The sequence below is a fragment of the Salinibacterium sp. ZJ450 genome (genome assembly GCF_011751885.2).
Taxonomy (GTDB): Bacteria; Actinomycetota; Actinomycetes; order Actinomycetales; family Microbacteriaceae; genus Ruicaihuangia.
In genome coordinates this window covers 1,905,820-1,924,202 of record NZ_CP061771.1, presented here as the reverse complement: position 1 = coordinate 1,924,202, position 18,383 = coordinate 1,905,820, and the positions used below count along the sequence as shown (strand labels likewise).

Here is an 18,383-nt window from a genome sequence, read left to right as displayed (position 1 = left end):
CTAGGATGATTCCATGGCTGGACTGATTCGACGGGGTGACATCGATGAGGTTCGGGCCCGAACCAACATCGCGGATGTCATCGGCGATCACGTCACGCTGAAGAACGCCGGCGTCGGGTCGATGAAGGGACTCTGCCCGTTCCACGAGGAACGAAGCCCGAGCTTCCACGTCAGGCCTCAGGTCGGCTTCTACCACTGCTTCGGCTGCGGCGAGGGCGGTGACGTCTTCACCTTCCTGCAGAAGGTCGACCACGTCACCTTCCAGGAGGCCGTCGAACGACTTGCCGCCCGCATCGGGTTCCCGCTGCACTACGAAGACGGCGGCGAGGCCTCGGCCGACCACGGGAACCGCGCCAGACTGCTTGCGGCGAACAAGGCGGCAGAAGAGTACTTCCGGGCCCAGCTCAACTCGTCCGACGCCGCCGAGGCCCGCCGGTTCCTGGGCCAGCGCGGCTTCGACCCTGCCGCCGCTGACCGATTCGGGGTGGGCTACGCGCCCAAGTCGTTCGACTCCCTGTCGAAGGCGCTCAAGGCGCAGGGCTTCACCGAGCAAGAACTGGTGACCGCCGGGCTGCTGAGCACCGGCGACCGCGGCAACTCCTACGACCGGTTCCGCGGTCGGCTGGTCTGGCCGATCCGCGATGTCACCGGGCAGACGGTGGGCTTTGGGGCGCGCCGGCTGTTCGACGACGACAAGGGCCCGAAGTACCTGAACACCCCAGAAACGCCCGTCTACCACAAGAGCCAGGTGCTGTACGGGCTGGACCTGGCCAAACGCGACATAGCCAAGGGCAAGCAGGTCGTGGTCGTAGAGGGCTACACCGATGTGATGGCCTGCCACCTGGCGGGGGTGACGACCGCGGTCGCCACCTGCGGTACCGCGTTCGGCGTGGACCACATCAAGGTGGTGCGTCGGGTGCTCGGCGATGTGGCGAACTCCGACACCACCGGAACCGGCGAAGTGATCTTCACCTTCGACCCCGATGAGGCCGGCCAGAAGGCGGCCAGCCGCGCGTTCAGCGAAGAGCAGCGCTTCGCCGCGCAGACCTTCGTGGCGGTCGCCCCGGACGGGCTCGACCCCTGCGACCTGCGGCTGAACCGCGGCGACGATGCCGTGCGTCGGCTGGTGCAGACCCGCAAGCCGATGTTCGAGTTCATGATCCGCCGCGAACTCACCGAGCATGACCTCGAGACCGTCGAGGGACGCGTCGCGGCGCTCCGGGCCGCGGCACCCGTGGTCGCCGGCATCCGTGACCAGTCGCTCAGCGTCGGCTATGTGCGCAGCGTCGCCGGGTGGATCGGCATCGATCCCGCCGACGTCGGCCGCGCTGTCGCCAGCGCCCGCAAGAGCCTCGCGGCGCGGGGGACAACCGAGACCCGCGGTGCGGGCGACAGTCGGGGTGCAGCCGATAGCCGCGGCACGGGCGAGCATCGTGGCCCGACCGACCATCGTGGCGCGGGCGAGAGCCGACGGCCGGGTGACCCTCGTGGAACTGCGGAGCCCCGCGGTGAGCACACCGCGAACCGGCCCACTCCCGGCGGCCCTGGCGACCCCGCCGGGTATGGCGCTCCAGCCGAGCCCTATTTGGCCGTGCCCGCGGTCATTGAGGCACCGCTGGTGTCGATCATGACGCTGCCGACCGACCCGTCGACCCGGCTCGAACGGGACGCGATGATGGCGATCCTGCAGCAACCCTCGGCGATTGGCCGCGACCTCGTGGAACGCGCCTCCAGAGTGGGCTTCCACAACCAGCCGTTGTCGGTGTTGCGTGACGCGGTCGCCGCGAATCTCGACCACATCGACGCCCCCAACTGGCTGACCGTGATCGCGCAGACTGTGCCCGCGCCACTGACCCGGCTCGTCGAGGAACTCGCGGTCGCACCCATCCCTGAGAGGCCAGGTCAACTGGCGGCCTATTGCCAGGGAATCACCACGTCGCTGATCGACCGCGATCTCGCGCGCCGCAAGTCGGATCTGCTCGGCGGGCTGCAGCGCACCGACGCCGCAGCCAACCCGGAACGGTACGCGCAGCTGCAGCGCGACCTGGTGCAGGTCGAAAAAGACCGACGCGCCCTCAGAGAGGAATAGCTGTTCCACCCCCTATTCGGGGGGATAGACTCTGGTCGAGGTGGCGGTCATCCCGCGGTGTCGGTGTCGGTGCCGGTGACTCTCTCTCTATCACAGCAGCCAGAAAGAGGTAGGCCCACATGGCACACACAATCAGGCGCCGGCGCACGCTGGGCGTGCTCGGCACAACCGCGGCAGCGGCACTCGTTCTCGCGGGATGTGCGTCAACCGGCGACACCGCCGCACTGGACGGCATCATCATCGGCACCACCGACGTCATCACGTCGCTCGACCCGGCAGGGTCCTATGACAACGGGTCATTCGCGGTGCAGAACCAGGTCTTTCCGTTCCTCATGAACAGTCCATACGGCAGTCCTGATGTCGAGCCGGACATCGCGGAATCCGCAGAGTTCACTGCGCCGACGGAGTACACCGTCACCCTGAAGGAAGGCCTGACCTTCGCGAACGGCAACGAACTTACGTCGTCCGACGTCAAGTTCACGTTTGATCGCCAACTGGCGATCGCCGACCCGAACGGCCCGTCGAGCTTGCTCTACAACCTGGAGAGCACCGACGCCCCCGATGACCTGACTGTGGTCTTCCATCTGAAGAGCGAGAACGACCAGGTCTTCCCACAGATTCTCTCGAGCCCGGTTTCACCAATCGTCGACGAAGAGGTGTTCTCCGCCACCGAGCTGACCCCGTCCGACGAGGTCGTCGCCGGCAACGGGTTCGCCGGCCAGTACTCGATCAGTGACTACGCCGAGAACGAGCTCATCCAGTACGAGGCTTTCCCCGACTATAACGGGGTGCTCGGCGCCGCCAAGACTGACAGCGTCACCGCGCAGTACTTCACCGACGAGACATCGCTCAAGTTGGCGGTGCAGGAGGGCGATGCGGATGTCGCGTTCCGCAGCCTCACCCCAACCGACCTCGCTGACCTGCGTGACGACGAAAACGTCACCGTGTATGACGGGCCGGGTGGAGAGATCCGCTACATCGTGTTCAACTTCAACACGCAACCATTCGGCCTCCAAACGCCGGACGCCGACCCCGCAAAGGCGCTGGCCGTGCGTCAGGCGATCGCTGGCGTGATCGACCGCGAGCAGATCGCCTCCGAGGTGTACAACGACACATTCACGCCGCTCTACTCGTACGTACCCGACGGCCTGACCGGTGCGAACGAGTCACTGAAGGTGTACGGAGACGGTCAGGGTGGTCCCGACGTTGAGAAGGCCGCAGCCACACTGCAGGCGGCGGGTGTGACCACGCCGGTACAACTCAACCTGCAGTACAACCCCGACCACTATGGCAACTCGTCAGACGAGGAGTACGCGCTCATCCAAGCCCAGTTGAACGAGTCCGGACTGTTCACGGTCAACCTGCAGTCGACGCTGTGGGACACCTACAACCCTGAGTACCGTGAGGGGCTCTACCCGCTCTTCCAGCTGGGGTGGTACCCCGACTACTCAGACGCTGACAACTACCTGACGCCGTTCTTCCTGCCCACAACCGATGCCGACGGCAACGCTGTCAACGGTGGGTTCTTCGCCAACGGTTACAACGACCCCGCGGTGGATCAGCTCATCCTTGCTCAGGGTGAGGAAGCGGACCCCGATGCCCGGGCCGCACTGATCGAAGAAATTCAGACCAAGGTGGCAGAACAGGTATCGACGTTGCCCTATCTGCAGGGTGCGCAGGTTGCTGTCGCCCGTAACGACATCACCGGTGTTGAAACCACCCTCGATCCGTCGTTCAAGTTCCGCTACGGGGCCCTCGGCCGCGAATAACCAATGAAGGGATGCCGCACCCGGCGTGCGGCATCCCTAATCCTTCAGGCCGACTGAGTCGACAAGGAACGAGACGCGGTGACAATCGAAGAAAGCTTGACAGGGCCAGACACCGTCGACAAGCAACCGGGCGGCGGCGGCGGCGGACTCGGACGGTACATCCTCGTCCGCTTCCTGCTGATCATTCCCACGGTGTTCATTCTCGTCACCCTCGTGTTCTTTCTGATGCGAGTGGTCGGCAACCCGATCTCATCATCCGTCGGTGGCCGCCTCACCGAACAGCAACTCAATGAGCGGCTGCACGACGCCGGGTACGACCGGCCGATCATCGTGCAGTACTTCGAGTACATGGGGCAGATTTTCACCGGCAACTTCGGGCGAACCATCACCGACAACCGAGCGATCAGCGAGGTGCTCGTCACCTATGGCACGGCCACGCTGGAGCTCGTGTTCTACGCGCTGATCGTGGCCCTGATCGTGGGTATTCCCCTCGGCATGGTGGCCGCATACTTGCGCGACCGCTGGCCAGACGCCGTGCTGCGGATCTTCGCCATCCTCGCCTACGCGACGCCCGTCTTCTTCGCCGGCCTGTTGCTGAAACTGACCTTCTCGGTGTGGCTCGGCTGGCTTCCGTTGGGCGGTCGCGCGGGCACCCGAGAGACGTTGGTGCTCGGGCGCATCGACAACGCGACCGGCATCTACCTGATTGACGCGCTCCGTACCGGAAGCGGCGCGCTGATCGGCGACGTGCTGGCGCACGCCGTGTTGCCCGGGCTCACGCTCGGCCTGCTCACCGCGGGCATCTTCCTCCGCCTGGTGCGCACGAACCTGATCGGCACCCTCTCGATGGACTACGTTGACGCTGCTCGGTCGCGGGGTGTCAAGGAAATACGGCTCGTGCGACGGCACGCCTACAAGCCCGCGCTCGTGCCGATCATCACCGTGATGGGCCTGCAAATCGCGCTGCTGATGGGCGGCGCGATTCTGACCGAATCGACATTCGGCTGGCGCGGCCTCGGCTTCCAACTGGCGCAATACCTGGGCGCGCGCGACTTTGTCGCCGTCCAGGGCTTCGTGGTGCTGCTCGCGGTCATCGTCGCGGTCACCAACTTCATCGTCGACGTCATCGCCGCGCTCGTCGACCCGAGAGTGAGGTACTGACATGACGGAGGTTGTGCACGTCGGGTCTGCCGAACCCCGCTGGAAGACGCTCCCGCTGATCTGGCAACTGCGCGCCAGCATTGGGCTGCAGCGCGGGATGCTGATCGCCGGCCTCGCGCTGTGCGTGATGTTCATCATCATGGCGATTTTCGCCCCCGTCATCGCGCCGTACTGGTTCAACCAGTTGAGCGACGCCGATGGCTCCTTTCCCCGGCAGGCCCCGCCATCCGCCGAACACATCTGGGGAACCACGGTGGGCGGCTACGACGTGTTCTCGCGGGTGATCTGGGGCGCCCAGACCGCCCTCTCCGTTGTCATCATCGCCGTGGTGGTTTCGGTGTTTGCCGGCATCCTGCTCGGGCTGGTCTCCGGCTACTTCGGTGGCTGGGTCGACCGGCTGCTGGTCACCATCGCCGACGCCATCTACGCGTTCCCGTCGCTGCTGCTGGCGATCGTGATGTCGATCATCATCAGTGGAGGCCAGTCGAGTTTCTGGGGCGGCATCTTCGCGGCGGCGATCTCGATCACGGTCGTATTCATTCCGCAGTACTTCCGCGTCGTGCGCGCCGAAACGGTGCGGTTGCGGGGAGAGGCGTTCGTCGAATCCGCCCAAGTCATCGGCACTCGAACCCCGCGCATCCTGTTCCGGCATGTGCTGCGCAACGCCACCCGGTCGCTTCCACTGATCCTCACGCTGAACGCATCCGAAGCGATTCTGACCCTCGCCGCACTCGGCTTCCTTGGTTTCGGAATCGGTCCGACGGCAGGAGCCGAATGGGGCTACGACCTGAACCGGGCCCTCGCCGACACCGCGAGTGGCATCTGGTGGACGGGCGTCTACCCCGGCGCCGCGATCGTGTTGCTGGTGCTCGGCATCACCCTGGTGGGCGAGAGCCTCAACGACCTGTCCGACCCCCGCCTGCGCATCCGTCGTCGTGCCGTGGGCAGCAAGCCCGTCGAGGAGGCAGTCGCATGAGCTTGCCGAACCCCACCCGTGACCCGTCTCCGGTCGTCGACATCCAGGACCTGCGGGTGGACTTCTCCACCGATGCCGCGTCGGTCACGGCCGTCGCCGGTGTGTCCCTTATCGTCAACCCGGGCGAGGTGCTCGCGATCGTGGGGGAGTCTGGCAGCGGCAAGACCGTCACCGCCAAGTCGATCCTGAAACTGTTGCCCGACACGGCGACCGTGTCGGGTGCGGTGATTCTGGCCGGAGAAGACATCCTGACCGTCGACGCCGCGGAACTGCGCCAGATGCGCGGCCGGGATGCGGCCATGGTTTTTCAGGAGCCGTCGACCGCGCTGAACCCCGTCTTCACGGCCGGCTGGCAGATCGCGGAGGGCCTGCGCGCCCACGGCGAGTTCACCAAGGCCGACGCGAGGCTCAAGGCGATCGAGATGCTGCGCAAGGTCGGCATCCCCGAGCCAGAAAAGCGCGTCGACTATTACCCACACCAGTTCTCCGGCGGGCAGAAGCAGCGCGTGGTCATTGCCCAGGCGCTGGTGCTCGGGCCGAAGGTGATCGTCGCCGACGAGCCGACGACCGCACTCGACGTGACGGTTCAGGCGGAAATCCTCGATCTGCTGCGGTCATTGCGCGACGAGTTCGGAACCTCGATTGTGCTGATCACGCACAATATGGGGGTCGTCGCGGATCTCGCAGACCGTGTTGCGGTCATGTACCTGGGTGAGGTCGTTGAACAGGCACCGGTGCGCGAGCTGTTCGCCAACCCGCAGAACGACTACACCAGGAAGCTTCTGGCCGCTGTGCCCCGGATCGGTTCCCGAACCGCGCCGCGCCTTCCGACGCCAACGGCTGAACCCGTCGTCGTGGCAAAACAACTCGAAATCGTATACCCGGGCAGGCTCGGCCGCCCTGGCTTCCGGGCCGTCGACAGAGTCAGCTTCGATATTCGCCCGGGCGAAGTGCTGGGCCTCGTCGGAGAGAGCGGCTCGGGAAAGACGACCATCGGCCGGGCCATAGCCGGCCTGACTCGAGTGACCGGCGGGTCGTTGCAGGTACTAGGCCACGAAATGCGCGGGGTCAAGGAGCGCGACTTTCGCGCGGTCCGCCGGCAGATCGGATTCGTGTTCCAAGACCCGGCCACCAGTTTCAACCCGTTGCTCACTATCGCCGACGCGGTGGCCGAGCCCCTGATCGTGCATCACGTCGCGGCCAACGCAAAGGCCGCGCGTGCGCGCGTTGACGAGTTGCTCGATGCGGTGCGCCTACCGTTGGCGTTCGGCGACCGTTTCCCGCACGAACTGAGCGGCGGCCAGCGGCAACGCGCGAGCCTCGCCCGTTCCCTCGCCCTCAACCCGAGCCTGCTGATCGCCGACGAACCGACAAGCGCACTCGACGTCTCGGTGCAGGCCACAGTGCTCGAACTGTTCGCCGACCTGCAGAAAGACCTGGGATTCGCCTGCCTGTTCATCAGCCACGACCTGGCCGTGGTCGACATGCTGGCTGACCGCATTGCGGTGCTGTACCACGGCAAACTGGTCGAGGAAGGGCCAGGCGACCAAGTGCTCGGTGCGCCTCGCGACGACTACACGAAGCGGTTGCTCGCATCCCTTCCGGTACCCGATCCGGTGGCACAGGAGGTGCGTCGCCGAGAACGCGCGGCGTTGTTGGGCTAGTCTGACACGGCACGGAAGGGCCCCCAGTGACACCGCGACACAGTGACATGGCGGTTGCGGCAAGCGATCTGTCGATGCAGTACCCCGGCGAGCGGATGCTCGCCGTCAACGGCGTGAGTTTTGGCGTACGGCGGGGGGAGATCCTCGCGGTCGTCGGCGAGGCCGGTGCCGGCAAATCGACGCTGTTGCGCGCCCTGGCTGGACAGGTCAAGGCCGGCGAGGCGGGCCTGCCCGAGATCGTCGGGGGAGATCTCACCGTGCTCGGGGTGCCCATGCGGTCGCTTCGCCGTCGCAAGCGGGAGTGGCTGGCGATGGCCGTGGGCTTCCTGCCGCAGGATGCCGGCTCCGGCTTGACCCCGCACCTCACCGTCGGCGAGAACGTGGCCGAACCGATCTACTCTCGCGATCAGAAGTTCGACCGGCTGGAGGCCGGCACCGCCGTTGCCACCCTGATCGACGCGGTGCGGCTGCCTCTCGGCGTGATGGGCAAGTTCCCGCACGAGCTGAGCCGGGGCCAGCGCCAGCGGGTCGCGCTCGCCAAGGCGCTCATCCTCGAACCGGAGTTGCTGGTCGCCGATGACCCGACCATGGGTGTCGACGTGATGGTGCGCGGGCCCATCTTCGACGTGATCCGTGACCTGCAGCAGGACCGCGAGTTCTCCGCCGTCGTGGTGGGCCACGACGTGCGTGAGCTCCGCCGCATGACCGACAAGGTGGCGGTGATGCAGGGCGGAGTCATCGTCGGCTTCGGCGGTATCGAGCAGGTGCTGCGCAACCCGCACCACCCGTACGTCGAGTCCCTCGCCCGCACCCTGGGATACAAATGACAGCGGCGGCCCGGCAGTCGGGGGAGCACCGTGATCTGGACGGATCGGATGCCGCGCCACGGCTGACCGCTCGCCCCACCCCTGGCCCGATCGCTGTCCTGCCCGAACCGGAGCCGTTCTTCGTGAACGCCGCCCGCGCCGCCGGGGCCACGGTCGCTCCGCTTGATGCCGACACCCGCGGGCTGATCTGGCTGTCCCCGGATGGCAGCGGCGCGCTGCGCGCCGTTCTGGCCGAACATCCCCGACTGGAGTGGGTGCAGCTGCCGTGGGCGGGGGTGGACGCGTTCGCTGACCTGCTGCAGCACACTGAGTCGACGCTGCCGCTGATCACCAGCGGCAAGGGCACGTACTCCGAACCGGTCGCCGAGCAGGCCCTCGCCCTGACGCTGTCCACGCTGCGGTTCATCCCGGCGAAGGCCAGGGCGTCCGCGTGGGAACAGGAGTCCCGCGGCACGTCGTTGTACGGCCGCCACGTGGTGATCATCGGAGCCGGCGGCATCGCCCGCGAGCTGATCCGGTTGCTCGCGCCGTTCCAGACGACGATCACCGTGGTGCGCCGGTCGGCGACCCCGATCGACGGCGCCGCTCGCACCGTCACCGTCGATGAGCTCAACAGCGTCCTGCCGCACGCCGATGTGCTCGTGGTTGCGGCGGCGTTGTCCGCGACATCCGCTCACCTGATTGGCCGACGGCAACTGGCATTGATGCGGCCCCGCGCGGTGCTCGTGAACATCGCCAGGGGCGGCATCGTCGATACCGACGCGCTTGTGGACGCCCTCGAGCGTGGCGTGATCGCCGGTGCCGGGCTGGACGTGACCGATCCGGAACCGCTGCCGGCGGGGCATCCGCTCTGGAATGCGCCGAACAGCGTGGTGACCATGCACTCCGCCGACACGCCCGAGATGACGCGCCCGTTGCTCGCGGAACGGGTGCGCCACAACGTGCGCGCGTTCCTCGGTGACGGCCGGTTTCGAGGGATCGTCGACCCTCGCGCGGGGTACTGAACATGCCGTGCGGGATGTCGCTGGACTTGGCGGCGCAAAATCTTTGCTAAAGTAATCAAGCTGTTCCAGTGATCCTCGATAGCTCAATTGGCAGAGCAGCCGGCTGTTAACCGGCAGGTTGTTGGTTCGAGTCCAACTCGGGGAGCCAAGGCCCAGGGGCTCCACCCCCTGGGCCTTTTTAGGCCCCGTTCAAGGAGCAGCGCATGGCCAGGTGGATCGACGAGCACGCGACGCTGCTCGTGATGGTGCTGGCCGCCGCCGCCGGCGTTCTGCTGGTGCTGGCCGTGGCGCTGTTGATCGCCTGGCTGCGCGCCCGCTCCGCCCGCAAACGGCAGGCCTTCGATCGGGTCTCCGCGCAACGTGACCGCATCAATCTGGAGCTGTCGCTCGCCGAGCAAACCGGCAGGCTGCGGATCATCCGCGAGATGCACGAGGTGGCCGTGCTGTCGGTTGCCGGCATCATCTCCACCGCCGAGGGCGCCAGATACGCCGCCGCTGCCGACCCAGCTGTCGCCGCCCGCAGCGCCGGGCAGATCGCCGACCTCGCCCGCACGACCCTCGGCGATTTGCGCCGGGTGATGACCGTGGTGCGCGAGGGAGAAGCGGATGCCGCGCCCCAGCCCCGCCTCAAATCGGCGCGTGACCTGTTCAAGGTGATGCGCGATGCCGGGTTGATCGTCGCCTTCGAGGAGGTGGGGGAGCGCTACCGGTTGGCGCCTGGCGCGGAACTCGCCGTGTACCGAATCCTGCAGGAAGCCCTGTCGAACTCGCTGAAGTACGGTGGCGAGGGTACCGAGGTCAGGGTCCTGTTCACCTGGACCGCCGACGGGCTCCAGCTGAAGGTCGATGATGACGGCTCGCGTGCCGCGCTGAAGCGTCGCGGCATGGACCCGAACGACACCGCGAACCAGCATCGGTACAGCATCGAAGACGACCTGAACGCCCTCACTGGCGCGATCGAAGGCGTCGGGATCACCGAGATGCGCGAGCGCGCTGCACTGTTCGGCGGTGTCTTCACCGCCACTCCGGTGCCCGGGGTCGGTTTCTCGGTGTCCGTGGTCTTCCCCCACCTCAAGTACCACAACGGGGTGCACGACGTGAACCTCGCCCGGTAGTGAAGCCTCTGGTACGTGAGGAGGGGGACTCCGTCGCGGTCAAGGAGGGCGTCGCGGTCGCCGTCGCCGTCTCGGCGTACGGGGTGTCATTCGGGGCGCTGTCGGTCGCGGCTGGGCTGGACATCTGGCAAACCTGCGTGCTCAGCCTGCTGATGTTCTCGGGCGGCTCGCAGTTCGCCTTCATCGGGGTGATCGCGGCCGGCGGGGCCGCGGCAGGGCCGGCCGCGGTGGCCAGCGCCGCCCTGCTCGGCGCCCGGAACGGCATCTACGCGATGCGGCTCGCCCCGGTGATCGACGGCCGTTGGTGGCGGAAGGGCCTGGCGGCGCACGTCACCATCGACGAGAGCATGGCCGTCTCCACCGCGCAGGACCGGCCCCGCGCCCAGCGGGTCGGCTTCTGGGTCACCGGCATCCTCATATTCCTCGGCTGGAATTTGACCACCCTGGTCGGCGCGCTGATCGGCGACGCCATCGGGGATGTCACCCGGTTCGGTCTCGACGCGGCCGCGGCGGCGGCGTTCCTGGGCCTGCTGTGGCCGCGCCTGTCTACCGCGCAGCCGGTCATCGTGGCCATCGCCGCGGCGGTGGTGTGCGCCGTGCTGACGCCCGCGCTGCCCACCGGAGTCCCGGTGCTGATGGCCGCCGTCGTCGCCGTCGTCGTCGGCATCACCAACTGGTGGGGGAGGAAGGCCGAGTGACCATCTGGCAGTTCATCCTGCTCGCCTCGATCGTCGTGCTGGCGCTGAAGGTATCCGGCTATCTGGTGCCGGCTGCGGCGCTCGAGAAGCCGACGCCGTCACGGGTCGCGAACCTGCTCACCGTCGCGCTGCTCGCGGCTCTCGTGGTGAGCCAGACGCTGGCAGCGGGCAACTCGATCGTGGTGGACGCCAGAGTCCCGGCGCTGATCGTCGCGGCCGGGCTGCTGGTGGTGCGAGCGCCGTTCATCGTGGTGGTGGCCGCCGCCGCGCTGACCGCTGCCCTTATCCGCGCATTCACCTAGGCAACGGTCGGGTCAGCTGTCCAAGGCTCAGCTGTCCAGGTTGTCGACACCGGGCATCCAGCTCTGTCCAGGCATGCCCCAGCTGCTCTTGCGGATGACCTTCGCCATCGGCTTCGCATACCGGTGCTCCAGCCGGTCTGCATACAGCACGCCGTCCAGGTGGTCATACTCGTGCTGCAGGATGCGGGCGAACCAGCCTCCCGCGACCAGTTCGAACGGCTCCTGGCGCAGGTTCAGGGCGCGCAGAAGGACGCGGTCGGCGCGCCGCAGCGGAAACCGTTCGCCGGGAATCGACAGACAGCCCTCAGACTCGACGTCCTCGTCGGCCTCGCCGAGGGTGAGCGGGCTCTGCCAGAGTTCTGGGTTGATCGCCTCACCACGCCAGTGCACGTCATCGTCATCGGTCCAGTCGTACACGAAGACGCGCAGCGCCACCCCGACTTGCGGCGCAGCGAGCCCCACCCCGGGGGCTGCCTCCATCGTGTCGTACATGTCGGCGACGAGGGTCGCGAGATCGGCATCAAAGTTCGATACCGGCGACGCCGGAGTGTGCAGGACGGGGTCACCGGTGATCACGATGGGAAGAACAGACATCCCGCAAGAATATCGGGGGCGCGCGTGCTGTCCGAAGACGAACATCCGCGAAACCCCTCCGGATCGGCGAGGTTTCGCGAGGGAACGGGTAGATTCGTCGGGTGATCATTGGGGCGGTGGACGTAGCATCAGATCTGCGTCTACCGTTGGGAATTCTCATTGCGTTCCTGGGTGGGGTGTTCCTGGCGCTCGGCGCCCAGTTCCAACATCGTGGCGTGAGCAAGGTCGAGATCAGCCACGGCAACGGCGCCAAGCAGGGTCTCAGCGTGCGTCAGTTGCAGGCTCTGCTCGCGCGGCCGTCCTGGGTGATCGGCACCGTGATGCTCGGGCTCGCGATCGTGATGCAGCTCATCGCCCTCGCATTCGCGCCCTTGATCGTGGTGCAGCCAATCGGTGTGGTGGCGCTGGTGATCACCTCGATCCTCAACGCGAGGGTGACCGCGGTGAGGCTGGACGGGCGCTCAATCGGGGCGATCGTGATGTGTGTCGGCGGTGTCGCCGTGTTCGTCTCCATCGCCGCTGTCACCGCAACCGAGCATCGCATCGGCACTCAACAGTTGACGATCATTCTCATCATCCTGGGCGCGGTCGTTGTCGCCTATGCGATCGCATTCGCCTTCCTGCGGCAGCACATGCGGGCCATCTTCTACATCATCGGTGCCGGCGTGCTCTACGGGTTCGTCGCCACACTCGCCAAGTCGGTGCTGACCCGCATCATCACTGGTGACTTCGACTGGCTCACCTTCTTCGCGGTGGTAGTGCTGCTCGGCGCTACCGCGCTCGGCGGTTATTTCGTGCAGACCGCGTACTCAGTGGGCGCACCGGAACTGGTGATAGCCGGACTCACGGTCGTCGATCCGATGGTCGCGGTGGTCATCGCCGTGGTCGTGCTCGGGGAGGCGTCTCAGGCGCCGCTCTGGGCAGTGATCGGGTTCGTCCTCGCTGGCGCCGTGGCGATCGCCGGCGTATTCACTCTCGCGAAACACCACCCTCAAACACACCGCTGAGGTAGTTTGGAGGATAGTTTTCTCCTGACTGCCCGCGAATAGGACTATTCATCATCTTGCCTGACCATACGCACGCAACACCCGAAGCTTCGGCTGCAGCGGCCCAGACCGGCGCCGATCCCGCGCCGGCGACCCGCGGCAGGTCCGAGAACCCGATGCGCATCCTGATCGGCGCCGACACCTTCGCTCCGGATGTCAACGGTGCGGCGAAGTTCGCCGAGCGGCTCGCGGCAGGCCTGGTGCAGCGCGGGCACGAGGTGCATGTCATGGCGCCGGCGGCCCGCCGCAAGCACGGCACCTGGACAGAGATGCATGAGGGCGAGCCCATCATCATGCACCGCCTGCACAGTTGGCGCTGGTACCCGCATCCGTGGCTCCGTTTCGCCCTGCCCTGGCGGGTCAGGGAGAACAGCGCTCGCGTGCTCGACCAGGTGAGGCCAGACGTCGTGCACTTCCAGTCCCACTTCGTAGTCGGCAGGGGACTTGCGATCGAGGCGAACAACCGCGGCATCCGCGTCGTCGCGACGAATCACACCATGCCGGACAACATGATGCAGTTCACGCTGATCCCGAAGGCCGTGCAGCCGAGAATGCTGCGGGTGTTCATGAAGGCGCTCACTAACACCTTCCTCCGCGCGGAATCGATCACCACCCCCACCCGGCGGGCCGCGGAGTTCTTCGAAGAAATGACCGGCATCACCGGCGTGCACGCGGTGTCGTGCGGCATCGAGATGGCCAACTACAGCCCGAACTTCGACCCACGCGGCGAGAACGTGGTGCTCTTCATCGGTCGCATCGAGGTGGAGAAGAACATCGACTGGCTGCTGCGCGCGGTGGCCCGCCTCGATCCGGCGCTCGACGTCAAGGTTGAGATCATCGGTGACGGCGACCAGCGCAGCAACCTCGAGGCGCTCGCGCACGAGCTCGGCATCCGCTCCAACGTGCACTTCGCCGGCCATGTGCCGGAGGAGTACCTGAAACTGCAGCTGCACAGGGCCACCCTGTTTGCCATGCCGTCTACCGCAGAACTGCAGAGCATCGCCACCATGGAAGCGATGGCGTCAGGCCTGCCAGTGGTCGCTGCCCACGCCATGGCGCTGCCCCACCTCGTGCACGACGGCCAGAACGGATACCTGTTCGACCCGGCCGACGTCGACCAGTTCGCGGCGCGGCTCACCGACGTGCTCACCGCGTCGCCGGAAGAACTCGAACGGCTGAAACGGGAGAGCCTGCGGATCGTGGCGGCACACGACATCCAGCGCACGCTGCTCACCTTTGAGAGCCTGTATCGTGGGGAACCAGTGACCGATCCGGTCACGGATGTCGCGTCTGCCGCCAATGGCGACAGTGCCGACTCGGGGCGGTAGCTCAGCTGGTTAGAGCAGCGGACTCATAATCCGTCGGTCACGGGTTCAAGTCCCGTCCGCCCTACTGCATCTGGAAATCGGTGTAGTCGCAGGTGTAGTCGTTCAGGCACCGGTTTCCGATTCCGTGCAATGGACTGCCGGGGACGGGACACCGATGCACCACGAGATCGCGGTGGTGCGTTGGACGGGCGACAAGGTGGCGCTCACCGTCGCAAGACTTCCACACCGTTCGATCACTTGGGACGTCGTAACGTACGAGGGCAGACTAATGTCTGAGCGGCTCCCAGGCGCTAGCTGAGGCGCTTCCGGGTCGCCGCGGGCAGTTGGGCAGCTGCGAGCGCCGTTGCGGGAAACGGCCGCCTCCGCGCATAGGTGTGTCATGGACAACGACACTCCCGGAGAACAGCGCCCGCTGCGCAGACCACAGCGGACTCGCAATGCAGTGTGGGTCGACGGATCGCTCGCCGACAATCAACTCGCGGTGGCTGCCTCGGCCGATGAGCTTTTGGCGGGGATCTTCCCCGGCTACGACTCCTCGGCGAGCGCCGCCGAGAAAATACGCGTTCGTCGGCTCATCGCCGAGCGGTGCGCAGATGATCTCCAGGCCGCCGTCGTCGAGAAATGGGCGCGAGGTGGGGGAGACGACCCCGCTTGGTCGCTTGACCAGCCTCAGTGGATCAAAGACGCGTTGACCGCGTCCCGTGGCACGATGCTAATGAACGCTCCGGGGGCGTGGCCTGCCGGGCAACCGCCCCTATTTGTGTGCCGCCATCATTGGCCCCGGCGCACGCATGGTGCTGTCGAGTCATTGGATTCCATCACGACATCGGCGCTTCTGAACTCGCTCGCGCGGGTACCCGTCGGGCTCCTCGAATGGGGCTACCTATGATGCCCGCGTTACCAGATCGAGTGCCCGAGGGACGCCTGTTATGGGGGCGATTGCCAACTGGTGAAGCATTCCTCGCACCAGATTACGGATCGCTGTTGGAAGCGTACTTCCCCGGCCACTACCTCGCGAGCGCCGATAATGACGCACGATGGGCCGCGCGGGGCCACATCGCCGCTCGCATAGCCACCCTCTCGCAGGCACTATTGCTCGTCGAACTCACCGATAACGAGAGGTGGAGCCCGGAGACTGAGCTGCCGACGGTCGTCGAGGCGCTTTTCGCGGTGCGCGGCATCGGGGAACCTGTGCCAGAGATCGCGTGGGATTGGCCGCGGCCGGATATCCCGCTCCTGTTGACTGAGGATCAGTTCCTCCTCTACGACCGCGACCTGCCTGACTGCGAGGGTGTGTCGGTGATCGCGACGCTCGGGGAGTGCGGCTTGGTCCGCAGCCTTCGCTCACTCCGGCAGATCGATTGCGGGCTGCTCTAACTGTTCCAAGTCACCTCACCTCCCGAACGCATCGATACTCTCAAACTCCGACAGCGGGGCTTGGGCGACGTCGTCGTCGGCGACGTCGAAGCGGAGCCAGAGGGGCTCAGTGCCGGAGACCTGGACGGGGCCGAGTTTGACCGCGCCCGAGTAACCTAAGGCATGCGCGAGCGCTGTCACCTGTGGGGTACGGCGCTCGACGAAGCTGTCGTAGACCTCGTTGAACGATTGGTCTGCGAGTGTGTCGTGGAGCACCCTCTGGGCGATTTCGAGTTCGAACGGTGAGCACTCTCCGTGTGCCGCGTCGGCCGATGAGCCGGGAATCAGACCGTCGAGCAGAATCGTCGCGCCACAGTCTGCGGCGCCCTCTACTGAGGAGTTGCCCCAGCCCCACGAGGTCGAGGACCATCCGACTTCAGACGAATTCGCTACTAGCCATTCGTGCTCCGACGTGCTGGTCTCAATGTGGACGAATTCGTGGGCGAAGACCCACCTGTCATTGGGGGCGACGACGCTGGGTCGGAGCCAGATGCTGCCGCCGTCTATTTCGGCGCACGCGAGTGCAGTCCTGCTCGAACCGAGACATGCCTCGTCGTCAATGTAGAGCCGGCCAGTGAAGCCGAGGTCGTCGAGCGTCTCCCTAGCCCCGGCGTAGAGCTCGCCGGCAAGGGGCTCGACGTCACGAATCTCCATGGGTAGCCCGACTTCGATATCGCCGCCGCGGCCACCGAGGGCGACCGACAGCGGATACCTGGGATCCCAGCCGAGGCTGGTGCCGGGGTCGATCGCCGCGAGCGCGCAGAGCAACGCCGCTGCACCGAGCGTCAAGCTTGTGACCGCGACGCCGAGCGCCTCCTGGACTTTCTCGAACCTGATTCTCATAGTGACACCTCCGCCAATGGCAGATGCGGCGAACGCGACTCCTTGGCGCCGCGAAGACAGTCATGGCGCATGTGGGCCGGGCTTGCCGCGCATAGGCGATGCATGGGTGAATATCGAACCAGGCGGCCGACGAAGCAGGTGCGGCGCGTCATCGCGGCGATCGCGTCGGACCCAACGGTGCTGGCCGGCGTCAAACTGGAATGCGCTGAGGGGTGGTGGGCGCTTGTAACGGCGGCGGATTCTGCGGGGCGGGCGGCCGCACCGAGCTGGCGAATGGTGAACGCACGCGAGAAGATGGGCCGCCTGACGTTGTACTCGGCGGCACTGCACCCAGAGGATCGGGAGGCCGCGGCGGCCGTCGTGGCGGCATTCGAAGCCGCCGGCGGCCGGATCTGCGAGGTTTGTGGCCGCCGTGGCCGCCTGCGCGACGCGTTCGGATGGGTCTCGGTGCTCTGTGCGTGGGATCACCGCGTGGCGCCACTGCTCGGCAGCCCAAAGCATGAGCTTCGCTGGCTGCTGCGGCGAAAGCGAAACCAACGCCGGTTCCGGCGCAAGCTCTACCCGCGCCGGGTTCACCTCGCGTCGGCATCTGCCGGGGCGCGACAGAGCATCGGGAACAAAGATCACGGCCGCTTCACTGTCATCGCAGACGGCGAACGCTATGTGGTCAAGCACTACGCGGAGACACTGCGAGCGCGACGTGCCGGCGATCCAATCTGGTCAGAATGGAGAGGAATGACGGACGCCGCCATTGGTCAGCGCGCGGCGCTCTGGAGCGGCACGGCAGCAGACTTGGACGCCGATTTCTGGGCGGTTGGCGTCGTTGAGAGCATCCGGCTGACTCGTTCGGCGTGTCCGGATTGTGGCCACCGACTCCGCACTCCGGCGCAATTATGTTGGCGCTGCGAGCTCGATCGCGGCCATCCTTACAGGAACCACTACGTGGGCCAGTCGGCTTGGAAGTTCGGCTGGCGGTCTCGGCTCCGCATCGAGATCGACTACTGGGCCTATGCCATTCGCGAGCTCCTTGCTGGACGACGTCCGTGAGGCGGCGGCTGGCCACCGGTTGGCAGATGTTGATCGGATCGCGGGGTTTGTGGATGAGTGCGTGGGCCCGGTGGCTCAGCGGAATCCTGTGTGAATAGTGCTCGTGTCCTCCTGTCAACCATTACGAATTGCCTGCCGGACCCCTCGGTCTCCCGGCGGGAACAATAGATGTGATCAGTTCGAGAACCACGCAAGAGAAGCAGCCGTGGAAGAGCCTGAAGAGCGTCGAAGGACCAATTGAGCAGCAGTTCGTGAAGACGGTCCTGCTGAGTTCGTCCGTTGTGCCCTACCGTGTCGTCTGGCCGGAGAAGGCGGTACTGCCGATCTTTGACGGCAAGATCTTGACCCCGTCGCAAATGGCGAACTATCCACTTCTCGCGAAGCGCTGGGCGCAACTCGACAAGGTTGACCAATCGAACGGATGCCTCCCGCATCGAGCTCAGCCAGCGACTCAATTACCAAGGGACTCTGAAGCGGCAGCTCCCCGGCCAAACCCATCGAGTC

The 18,383-nt window shown here is 66.1% G+C and carries 17 protein-coding genes and 2 tRNA genes; 17 read left to right on the top strand and 2 right to left on the bottom strand.

Annotated elements, in window-relative coordinates:
• Positions 1 to 13 precede the first annotated feature (13 nt).
• The 11 genes from dnaG (at position 14) to HCT51_RS09085 (ending at position 11,605) form a co-directional block, all read left to right on the top strand.
• Positions 14 to 2,089: a DNA primase gene (gene dnaG / locus HCT51_RS09135; protein WP_166871434.1), complete on the top strand. Its 2,076-nt coding sequence runs from the start codon at positions 14 to 16 to the stop codon at positions 2,087 to 2,089.
• A 119-nt stretch (positions 2,090 to 2,208) separates the two neighbouring features.
• Positions 2,209 to 3,858 carry an ABC transporter substrate-binding protein gene (locus HCT51_RS09130; protein WP_166871436.1) on the top strand — a complete coding sequence of 550 codons (1,650 nt, stop codon included), beginning with the start codon at positions 2,209 to 2,211 and terminating at the stop codon, positions 3,856 to 3,858.
• A gap of 78 nt (positions 3,859 to 3,936) precedes the next feature.
• A complete protein-coding gene (locus HCT51_RS09125; protein ID WP_370626808.1) occupies positions 3,937 to 5,019 on the top strand; it encodes an ABC transporter permease in 1,083 nt (360 codons plus the stop codon).
• Position 5,020: 1 nt separating this feature from the next.
• Entirely contained in the window at positions 5,021 to 5,995 is a 975-nt protein-coding gene (locus HCT51_RS09120) for an ABC transporter permease (RefSeq protein ID WP_166871437.1), read from the top strand.
• Positions 5,992 to 7,659: an ABC transporter ATP-binding protein gene (locus HCT51_RS09115; protein WP_166871439.1), complete on the top strand. Its 1,668-nt coding sequence runs from the start codon at positions 5,992 to 5,994 to the stop codon at positions 7,657 to 7,659. The genes HCT51_RS09120 and HCT51_RS09115 overlap by 4 nt, the downstream gene beginning before the upstream one ends.
• 47 nt (positions 7,660 to 7,706) lie before the next feature.
• The gene (locus HCT51_RS09110) at positions 7,707 to 8,486 is read left to right on the top strand and encodes an ATP-binding cassette domain-containing protein (RefSeq protein WP_166871441.1); all 780 of its coding nucleotides are present in this window, start codon (positions 7,707 to 7,709) and stop codon (positions 8,484 to 8,486) included.
• Positions 8,483 to 9,490 carry a D-isomer specific 2-hydroxyacid dehydrogenase family protein gene (locus tag HCT51_RS09105; RefSeq protein WP_166871443.1) on the top strand — a complete coding sequence of 336 codons (1,008 nt, stop codon included), beginning with the start codon at positions 8,483 to 8,485 and terminating at the stop codon, positions 9,488 to 9,490. Before HCT51_RS09110 ends, HCT51_RS09105 begins: the two co-directional genes overlap by 4 nt.
• A gap of 72 nt (positions 9,491 to 9,562) precedes the next feature.
• Positions 9,563 to 9,638, top strand: a tRNA-Asn gene (locus tag HCT51_RS09100).
• 55 nt (positions 9,639 to 9,693) lie between these two features.
• Positions 9,694 to 10,605, top strand: coding sequence for a sensor histidine kinase (locus HCT51_RS09095; protein ID WP_224760745.1), 912 nt, complete (start codon positions 9,694 to 9,696; stop codon positions 10,603 to 10,605).
• Between the two features lie 8 nt (positions 10,606 to 10,613).
• Complete coding sequence (locus HCT51_RS09090; protein ID WP_166872827.1) at positions 10,614 to 11,303, top strand: AzlC family ABC transporter permease; 690 nt, start codon at positions 10,614 to 10,616, stop codon at positions 11,301 to 11,303.
• Complete coding sequence (locus HCT51_RS09085; protein WP_166871445.1) at positions 11,300 to 11,605, top strand: AzlD domain-containing protein; 306 nt, start codon at positions 11,300 to 11,302, stop codon at positions 11,603 to 11,605. Before HCT51_RS09090 ends, HCT51_RS09085 begins: the two co-directional genes overlap by 4 nt.
• Before the next feature lie 27 nt (positions 11,606 to 11,632).
• Here HCT51_RS09085 and def read toward each other — a convergent pair whose 3' ends face one another.
• A complete protein-coding gene (def, locus tag HCT51_RS09080; protein ID WP_166871447.1) occupies positions 11,633 to 12,199 on the bottom strand; it encodes a peptide deformylase in 567 nt (188 codons plus the stop codon).
• Between the two features lie 146 nt (positions 12,200 to 12,345).
• On the opposite strand from def, the gene HCT51_RS09075 reads away from it, so the two are divergent.
• The 5 genes from HCT51_RS09075 to HCT51_RS09055 all read left to right on the top strand — a co-directional run bounded on the left by HCT51_RS09075 (position 12,346) and on the right by HCT51_RS09055 (position 15,950).
• Positions 12,346 to 13,206: a DMT family transporter gene (locus HCT51_RS09075; protein WP_224760743.1), complete on the top strand. Its 861-nt coding sequence runs from the start codon at positions 12,346 to 12,348 to the stop codon at positions 13,204 to 13,206.
• Between the two features lie 155 nt (positions 13,207 to 13,361).
• Complete coding sequence (locus HCT51_RS09070) at positions 13,362 to 14,573, top strand: glycosyltransferase (RefSeq protein ID WP_166872835.1); 1,212 nt, start codon at positions 13,362 to 13,364, stop codon at positions 14,571 to 14,573.
• Positions 14,564 to 14,637: transfer RNA gene (locus HCT51_RS09065), tRNA-Ile, on the top strand. Before HCT51_RS09070 ends, HCT51_RS09065 begins: the two co-directional genes overlap by 10 nt.
• Positions 14,638 to 14,952: 315 nt before the next feature.
• Positions 14,953 to 15,462, top strand: coding sequence for a hypothetical protein (locus HCT51_RS09060; protein ID WP_166871449.1), 510 nt, complete (start codon positions 14,953 to 14,955; stop codon positions 15,460 to 15,462).
• Between the two features lie 95 nt (positions 15,463 to 15,557).
• Entirely contained in the window at positions 15,558 to 15,950 is a 393-nt protein-coding gene (locus tag HCT51_RS09055; protein WP_166871451.1) for a hypothetical protein, read from the top strand.
• Positions 15,951 to 15,965: 15 nt separating this feature from the next.
• Here HCT51_RS09055 and HCT51_RS09050 read toward each other — a convergent pair whose 3' ends face one another.
• Positions 15,966 to 16,832, bottom strand: a complete 867-nt coding sequence (locus tag HCT51_RS09050; protein WP_166871453.1) for a hypothetical protein — start codon at positions 16,830 to 16,832, stop codon at positions 15,966 to 15,968.
• 138 nt (positions 16,833 to 16,970) lie between these two features.
• Here HCT51_RS09050 and HCT51_RS09045 point away from each other — a divergent pair, with 138 nt between their 5' ends.
• Positions 16,971 to 17,879, top strand: coding sequence for a hypothetical protein (locus HCT51_RS09045; RefSeq protein WP_166871455.1), 909 nt, complete (start codon positions 16,971 to 16,973; stop codon positions 17,877 to 17,879).
• Positions 17,880 to 18,383 lie beyond the last annotated feature (504 nt).